Consider the following 7,716-nt stretch of genomic DNA (forward strand, 5'->3'; position numbering starts at 1 on the left):
GAAACGATTAGAAGCGGAAGTGGGCGAAGGCGCGATTGGCCTGTGCCTGCTTGTGAACGTCGTCGCGCTTGCGGACGGCATTCCCCTGCCCCTGTGCGGCATCCTTCAGCTCATTGGCAAGAGCGCGGTGCATGGCCTGACCTTTACGGCCGCGGGCAAAACCAACGATCCAGCGCATGGCCAGGGATTCCTGACGACGAGGAGAAACTTCGAGAGGCACCTGGTAGGTGGCACCACCGACGCGGCGGGCTTTGACTTCCACGCGTGGCTTGGTGTTCTCAATGGCGCGATTGAAGAGCTCAAGAGGATCGACGCTGTCGGTCTTGTCGTTAAGCGCCTCGATGGCGGAATAAACGATGCGCTCGGCGAGCGACTTCTTCCCATCAAGCATGATGTTGCTGATGAGAGTTGCAACGAGTTCGCTGTCGTAGCGGCTGTCCTTGCGAACCTCTTTGTTATAAACGCGTTTTCTGCGGGCCATGGCGTGTGGAAATTAGGAGTGAAATCAGCGGAAATTATTTCTTCTTCGCGGCAGCGGCGGCAGCACCTGGCTTTGGACGCTTTGCACCGTACTTGGAACGGCCACGACGACGGGCATCAACACCAAGGCAGTCAAGGGTGCCGCGGACGATGTGATAACGCACACCGGGCAAATCCTTCACACGACCACCGCGAACCAGCACGATGCTGTGTTCTTGAAGATTGTGACCTTCACCACCGATGTAGGCGATGACTTCGTAGCCGTTGGTCAGACGCACCTTGGCCACCTTACGCAAAGCGGAGTTGGGCTTTTTAGGTGTGCGGGTCATCACCTGAAGGCAGACGCCACGACGCTGCGGGCACTTTGCAAGCGCAGGAGACTTCGACTTTACCGCTTTATCTTTGCGGCCGTGTCTGACGAGTTGATTGATGGTGGGCATGGTGTGAAAGAGCTGTGAACCCTTGGCTTTATTCGTAGCCAGTTTCGGGGGACAGCGCGCCATGCTCACAATGAGCATACGCAGACTTTTCCGGTTCTGGTTCCGATAATGAAGAGCCTCCGTGGAGGATCTTGATTTGCCGGTCTCGTTGAAGAGGCCGGGCCTTGGGGAGCGCGCATTCTGGCGAGTCCCTTGCAGCCCGCAAGCACTATTTCACACTTTTTGAAATAATTATTCACATTCTCGCCGCAGACGAAGGCGTTTTTGTGAACAACCGGCACTGAATTCATCCAAATTGCACTCACCGTGAATTCGAGGATACCCGTCACTGCCGCGTCACCTTCAGCCGCATGAAACGTCGTGGCGCATCTTGCATGCTTACGATGTCTTTCACTTCGACGTTCAAAGGTTGCAGAGGAGGAGCCAGGCCAATCTGTCCAATAATGCCTATGGTTAATCCTGTTTCACCCACAAAGCCCGGCCCGCTGGTCACCGCCCCGCCTGCGCTGGAGGCCAGTGTCGTCCAGGGTCCGCCGGGGCTGTCCGCCGCCTGCACCTCGTAGGTCACATCCGTCTTCGTGGGATCACGCTGGAAAGTGAGGCTAAGATGCTGCGCTCCTGAGTAGTCCTTCAACTGCGGCTGCGGTGGCACTCCCGACTTGGCCGGGTCCATGTTGAGCGCGTACTTCAGCAGATTGGGCACGCCGTCGCCAGACGGATTCGCCATGTCTGCCGCGTTGCCAGCATCCTGTGTCGTGTTGAAGACCTGCTGACGCCATGCCTGCACAGGCGAGATCGTGGTCACGCTGGCATCGTCTCCATAGTAGTTGTTGCCGTAGCCATCGCTCAGCTTCAAACGGTAGTGATAGGTCGTCAGTGGCAGAAGAGATGCCGCTGGGGCTGTGACGTTCTGGGAAGTGCTCCCGCCACCAATAATGATTCCTCCACCGCCGATACCAATACCTCCACCACCAATGATAATCCCTCCGCCGCCGATCAATACACCTCCCGGTGTGGCTGTATGCCCGTAGGCAGTCGTCAGGCCGTAGTCGAATGTGACGGTGTAATTGCCGTTCTGCCTGTTGTAGCTGCCATTGAGCATCGTGCTCGTGGCAGAGACGTTCGTGGCGGCATTCGTGGTGACCGTGGGCAGAGACAAGGTGGTGAAGCTCATGTCCATTCCGGTGCTGCTGCCTTCGCCATTGGTCACGATGATGCGGTAATGGTAGGCCGTGTTGGGCGTCAGCCCCAGCAGCGCGTAGGTCGTCGTCGCTTCCGTGCTCGCTCCAAAAGCAGCCGGGGCGGTATACCGGCTGCCGTAGGCGGTGGTGGTGCCGTATTCGAAAACAACCGTTGCAGGTGAACTGCCGGTTTCAAAGAGCGCATTCAAAGTCGCAGCGGTGGGCGCGAGGGCAGAAGCGCTCTGTGTCGTCGCCGTGGGCGGCGTGGCGGGCGGCCCCGTGGTGAAGGTTTGATCCGCACCGTAGTAGTTGTAGGAAGTGAACTGCAAGAGTCCGTTTACCACAACCAATTCCTGCGCTCGCACACGGTAGTGATAGGTGGTGTTTGGCAGCAGGTGGCTGGCCGCCGCGGCAAAGGTGCCGGTGGTCTGCCCTGTGAGGAGGTTTCCCGTGATCGGCGTGAAACTCAGGCCGTAGTCTGTGCTCGTGCCAATTTCAAAGAACACGGCATAACTGGCACCTCCATTGGCATTGGCCGTGGCATTCAAGACGGCCGTGACGTCGGCCACGCTTGTGGCTGCAGTTGTGGTGAGCGTCGGGGCGACGGGTGTGGTGAAAGAAGCATATGTGCTGTACGCAGTCCCCTGCCCGTTGGTGGCTCCACAGCGGCAGGTATAGGTGGTGCCGGGCACAAGCTGGCTCAGAGTGAATCCGTACGGACTCTCGGTGCCAAGAGCCCGCGTGGCGGGATTTCCCAGCACGGTTTGCACGCTGCCGCCCTGAGCTTGGTATTCCAAGAAAATCTCGGCATCTGAGCTGCCAGCATTAATGCTGGAGACACTGATCAAGGCAGTGGTGGTGGTGACCTGGGAGGCAGCGGCGGTGCCCACGCTTGGCGGCGTATTCGCGGCTGCGGTGGTGAAGTACACATACGGTCCGTAATAATCCTCACCTCCGAAAATCGAGTAGTGGGCCTTTGCGCGGTAGCGATACGTCGTGCTGGGCCGGAGGTAGGCGACAGGAAGGGTGAATGCGCCCCCGCCCAGGAGGTTTGCAGGCGTGGCGTTGTAGGGGAGGGTGTCCTCCGGGCCGGTGCCAAATTCAAAACTCAGCGCGGCCTGATGGATGGTGTCGGTGGAATTGAGGACACCATTCAGCACTGCGGAGAGATCCGCCACACTCGTCGCCGCGCCGGTGGTCACAGTGGCCGGCGAGGCTGTGGTGAAAGTGATGTCCGCCGAGGATGCCGTGCCCTGGCCATTGGTGAGCACACATCTCGCGTGATAGGTGGTGCTGGGAGCCAGCCCAGTAAGCTCCCCATAAAAACTGCTGTCGGAGATGTCCATCGCCATCTCCCCTGTAGCCGCCGCCGAACTGCCATACGCGCCTGTCAGCCCGTACTGAAAGACGGCAGTCGTGGTGGAGCTTCCCGAGTAAACTGGCGCGCAAGTGAGATTTGCGCTCGTGGTCCCCACCCCGCTCACCGCGATGCCTCCGACCGTCGGCGGAGTGGCGGCTGCCTCCGTGGTGAAGATCTGATCCCCGCCGTAGTAAACCCACGTGTTGTCAAACACATCGGTCGCCTTCATCCGGTAATGGTAGGTCGTGCCGGGCAGAAGCGACCGAGCCTGCATGCTCATTGACTGGTCCGCCGTGTTGGTGATTCTCTTGTAAAAAACCGTCTGCCCATAACTTGTGCTCAGACCGTATTCGAACTCGATGTTGAGGGCCAACCCGCCCGTGTTGACTGTTCCATTCAGCGTGGCAGCGAGGTCAGTGACATTGGTTGCCGCAGCTGTCACCGCCGCCGGCCCCGCAGCCGTGGTAAAGCTTCTGTCCTCGGAGTAAACCGTGCCCTGCTGGTTCACCACTTTGCAACGATAGTGATACGTCGTGGCAATCTGCAGATCGGAGACAAAGACAAAAGCGCCCGAGCTGAGGCGGCTGTCCTTGGCCAGCGTCGTTGAAGCCATGACTTCATGATCGTACGCGGTCGTAAGGCCATACTGATAGTACACCGTGGCTGACGAACTTCCCGCATGCACATCTATCGCGTTGAACATGGCTGTCGTTGGCGAGTAAACTGACGTGGAAACCTCGGCATAACCAACCATGGGCGGATTCGCCAGCGTCGTGAAAGTCATGTCATTGCCAACGAACCTTTGCCCGCCATCCACCGTTTGGGCAATGAATCGATAGTGATACGTCGTGTTCGTCGCAAGTGCCGCCGGGTGAAAGCCATAGGCCTGCACCCCAGTGCCGGAGAAATTGTAGGAGAGTGGCGTGAGGGAGCCATAGCCCGTGTCCAGGCCGTACTCCGCCCGCACCACAAAGGTGCCGCCCAGGGGATCGATGGTGCCATTGAGCAAGGCGTCTGTATCCGTCACCAACGTCGCAGCGGTGGTCGTCAGCACCGGTGTCACAGCCCCTGCCGGGGGCGCAGCCATCAGCCACAGTCCGGCGACCAAGAAAAGTGCGGCTCGATGTAGCATTCCTAGGAAAAGATTGTGAAGCCGGGCGGGGAATCCCAGCATATTTTCGATTCTGCTTGTTAACGCCGTTTTGGCAAGATGAATAAGAGCATCAACGCAGCCCCCACCCGCATAAAAAGGTGCTCCTTCTTCAGTGCCTTGCTCACATGGTGGCGTTTGCTTCTGCAGCCAGTTCACGCCACACTGCCAGCCCATGCGCCAGCTTTTCCGCCTCCTGCCTCTGCTTCTCTTGGTCAACTTCTTGCCCGCGCAGCAGCCTGACGCGCCGGAGCGCAAACTCGAATCCCTCCTGCTTATGCCGGAGCCCAAGGCCATGCGTGGGGCCTATTCTATCCCCCTGCTGAATTCGAAGAAAACGGTGTTCACGTGCTATCGTGAAAGCACCGCAGAGGTCAGCGGAGTGGAGGCCTACTCCGTGGAAGCCTTCACGAAACTCGGCCTCAGTGTCGAGTCTTTCGCCGCCCGCGCCAAGGCCGCCGCTGACAAACGCCTGCTGCAGCTCAAGCCCGAACTCATCAAGGGCGAGGATGGCAGGATCGCCTACGCCGTGTATCGGGGAGATTCCCCCCTCCACGCCACGCTGATCGTCGCCCCCTCCCTGCCCAAGATTTTTGCCGAACTGTTTGGCCAGGAAATCTGGGTGGCCGCCCCCGACCGCCACGCTTTGTACATCTTTCCCGCCAAGGCCGACCTCCTTGATGAGTTTGCCGCCGACCTCGCCGAACGCTATACGACCGACGCCTTTGCTGCGAGCTGCGAAATCTTCTCGATCAAGGCAGGTGCTGAACCACGGGTGATTGCCACATTCGCAGGAGATGAATAGACCGTCAAAGCTCCTGCCTGTTTTTTATGAAAACAATCCTGCTCCCCGCCCTCCTCATCCCCATGGCGTGCTGTCTGGCAGAACGAAAGCTGTGGCAACCCCCATAGGTACAGCTGCGCAGACGTGCCGGCACTGACGGCTTCACGGCCCGTCAAACACTACTCCACCATCGTCAGCCGCTTCTTTGGCCGCGCCTTTTTTGTGTTCCAGCCCCTCCGCACGCCGACGGCGGGCTTCGGCGAAGAACTCCTTGATGATGCGGACGCAGTCGTCGTTGAGGACACCGGGGGTGATCTCGGTGCGGTGATTGAGATTCGGCGCCTGCAGGAGGTTCCAGAAGCCACCCGCAGCACCGCCTTTGACATCGGGACAACCGAAGATCACGCGGCGCACACGACAGTGCATGATGGCCCCGGCGCACATGGGACAGGGCTCCTTGGTGACGTACAGATCACAATCCGTGAGCCGCCAGTCGCCCAGAGCACTCTCCGCCTGGGTGAGCGCGAGCATTTCAGCGTGGGCCGTGGCATCCTTGAGCGTCTCCACCTGATTCCAGGCACGGCCAATGACGGTGCCCTGATGTACGATCACTGCCCCGATGGGCACTTCGTCCTGCTTGGCAGCCTTGCGCGCCTGGCGCAGCGCATCGCGCATGTAGTACTCGTCGTCGAACGGATTGATGATCAGGGGGTCGGTCACCGCGTTTTATAAACGCAGTCCGCATCAACTCAAACCTTGAACTTTAAACCCAGAACCTTATCTCAAGGCATGAATCACACGACGAACCTCATCCTCCCTTCCCTGCTGGCCTCTGACTGGTCAAAGATCGACGTTGAAGTCAAACGTGCCGCCACTGCCGGGGCGCAGTGGCTGCATCTGGATGTGATGGACGGGAACTTCGTGGACAACATTTCCTTTGGCCCGCAAATGGTGCAGGTGGTGCGCAAATGCACGGACATGTATCTGGACGTGCACCTCATGATCCACCGCCCGGATCACTATCTGGAGCGTTTCATCAAGGCCGGAGCGCAGAACATCACGATCCACGTCGAGGCAAACTACGACACCAGCGTTGCCGAGACCCTGAAGCGCATCCGCGCGGCCGGGCTGCACTGCGGCATCGCCCTGCACCCCAGCACGCCGTTTGAAGCCGCGCTGCCGTTTGTCCACGATATTGACCTGCTGCTGGTCATGACCGTGGTGCCAGGATTCGGCGGGCAGCCCTTCATGGAGAAGGAAACGATGCCAAAGCTGGCTGCGGCACGTGACTACCGCGACGCAAACGGATTAAAATTCCACCTCGAAGTGGATGGCGGCATTTACACCACCACGGCCCCCATTGCGAAACAGCACGGCGCCAACCTCTTCGTCTGCGGCACCTCGTCCTTCGGCCCGCCGGACATGAACCAGTCCATGCGTGATCTCGCCGCCTCAGTGGCGTAAAAGAAAAAGGGCAGGAAATGAATCCTGCCCTTCGTGGGGATCTTGGAGTTATTCAGCGGCTGGTGGCGGCGGCGCCTCAGCCTGCATCGGTGGCGGGGACGCGTCTGCGTGGTCCGTATCCGAGTGATGGCCGTCGACATGATCATCGTGATGATCGTCATGCTCATCGTGCTTGTCCTCGCGCGGATCATGCCCCTCTTCGTGGAGGATGTCCTTGTGTTCAGTGACACCTTTGAGGTGGGTCTTGAACTTGCGCTGGCGCTGACGCTCCGGTAACGGACTGAGCTGCATGTTGATGTTACGGCCCGCCATGCGCGGATCCTGATCGACGTGGCCCATGGTGAGCAGGTCGGCCTTGATCTTTTTGGCAAGCAAGTGACCGAGCTCCTGATGCGCCATCTGGCGACCACGGAACTGCAGCTGGATGCGCACCTTGTGGCCTTCCGCGAGGAAGTCTTCCGCATGCGTAATTTTGATCAGGTAATCATGAGGATCGATGCCGATGCGGAATTTCATTTCCTTCACCTTGCCGCCCTTCTGATGCTTGTGGGCCTCCTTCTTGTGCTTCTCCTGGATGTACTTGTACTTGCCGTAATTGACAATTTTGCACACGGGCGGATCGGCGTTCGGAGCCACTTCCACCAGGTCCAGCCCACGCTCTTTGGCGATGCGGATGGCCTGCGAAGTCGGGATGACGCCAAGCTGATGATGACCATCTTCTTCGACGACGCGCACCTTCGGCGCACGAATGCGTTCGTTGACACGGGTTTGATCCACAAAACGGCCATTGGGTCGGTCACGACCGCCTGGACGATTGCCACCACCACCGGGACGAAACGCTCCACTGGAACCTTGAT

General features: G+C 59.1%; 7 protein-coding genes. 2 read left to right on the forward strand and 5 right to left on the reverse strand.

The window, feature by feature from the left end; genetic code table 11:
• Positions 1-7: 7 nt before the first annotated feature.
• From rpsG to WAW39_RS09905, 3 genes are all read right to left on the reverse strand, one after another.
• Entirely contained in the window at positions 8-481 is a 474-nt protein-coding gene (rpsG, locus tag WAW39_RS09895; RefSeq protein WP_397384262.1) for a 30S ribosomal protein S7, read from the reverse strand.
• Between the two features lie 34 nt (positions 482-515).
• Complete coding sequence (gene rpsL, locus WAW39_RS09900; protein WP_397384263.1) at positions 516-920, reverse strand: 30S ribosomal protein S12; 405 nt, start codon at positions 918-920, stop codon at positions 516-518.
• 325 nt (positions 921-1,245) lie between these two features.
• The gene (locus tag WAW39_RS09905; RefSeq protein WP_422318266.1) at positions 1,246-4,593 is read right to left on the reverse strand and encodes a hypothetical protein; all 3,348 of its coding nucleotides are present in this window, start codon (positions 4,591-4,593) and stop codon (positions 1,246-1,248) included.
• 193 nt (positions 4,594-4,786) lie between these two features.
• Here WAW39_RS09905 and WAW39_RS09910 point away from each other — a divergent pair, with 193 nt between their 5' ends.
• Entirely contained in the window at positions 4,787-5,416 is a 630-nt protein-coding gene (locus WAW39_RS09910) for a hypothetical protein (RefSeq protein ID WP_422318268.1), read from the forward strand.
• A gap of 141 nt (positions 5,417-5,557) precedes the next feature.
• Here WAW39_RS09910 and tadA read toward each other — a convergent pair whose 3' ends face one another.
• Positions 5,558-6,115 (reverse strand): tRNA adenosine(34) deaminase TadA, encoded by a 558-nt coding sequence (tadA, locus tag WAW39_RS09915; RefSeq protein WP_422318270.1) that lies wholly within the window; start codon positions 6,113-6,115, stop codon positions 5,558-5,560.
• A gap of 69 nt (positions 6,116-6,184) precedes the next feature.
• On the opposite strand from tadA, the gene rpe reads away from it, so the two are divergent.
• Positions 6,185-6,859: a ribulose-phosphate 3-epimerase gene (rpe, locus tag WAW39_RS09920; protein ID WP_422318272.1), complete on the forward strand. Its 675-nt coding sequence runs from the start codon at positions 6,185-6,187 to the stop codon at positions 6,857-6,859.
• A gap of 48 nt (positions 6,860-6,907) precedes the next feature.
• On the opposite strand, the gene infC is transcribed toward rpe, so the two are convergent.
• The coding region (infC, locus tag WAW39_RS09925) for a translation initiation factor IF-3 (RefSeq protein ID WP_422318274.1) at positions 6,908-7,716 on the reverse strand (809 nt) is incomplete at its 5' end.

Origin of the sequence: Prosthecobacter sp. (assembly GCF_049294395.1) — a bacterium.
Taxonomy (GTDB): domain Bacteria; phylum Verrucomicrobiota; class Verrucomicrobiia; order Verrucomicrobiales; family Verrucomicrobiaceae; genus Prosthecobacter.

Excerpts from the sequence above, each read along its gene's own strand:
- rpe (WP_422318272.1), top strand. The coding sequence starts at position 6,185 with ATGAATCACACGACGAACCTCATCCTCCCTTCCCTGCTGGCCTCTGAC.
- rpsL (WP_397384263.1), bottom strand. The coding sequence starts at position 920 with ATGCCCACCATCAATCAACTCGTCAGACACGGCCGCAAAGATAAAGCG.
- WAW39_RS09905 (WP_422318266.1), bottom strand. The coding sequence starts at position 4,593 with ATGCTACATCGAGCCGCACTTTTCTTGGTCGCCGGACTGTGGCTGATG.
- WAW39_RS09910 (WP_422318268.1), top strand. The coding sequence starts at position 4,787 with ATGCGCCAGCTTTTCCGCCTCCTGCCTCTGCTTCTCTTGGTCAACTTC.
- rpsG (WP_397384262.1), bottom strand. The coding sequence starts at position 481 with ATGGCCCGCAGAAAACGCGTTTATAACAAAGAGGTTCGCAAGGACAGC.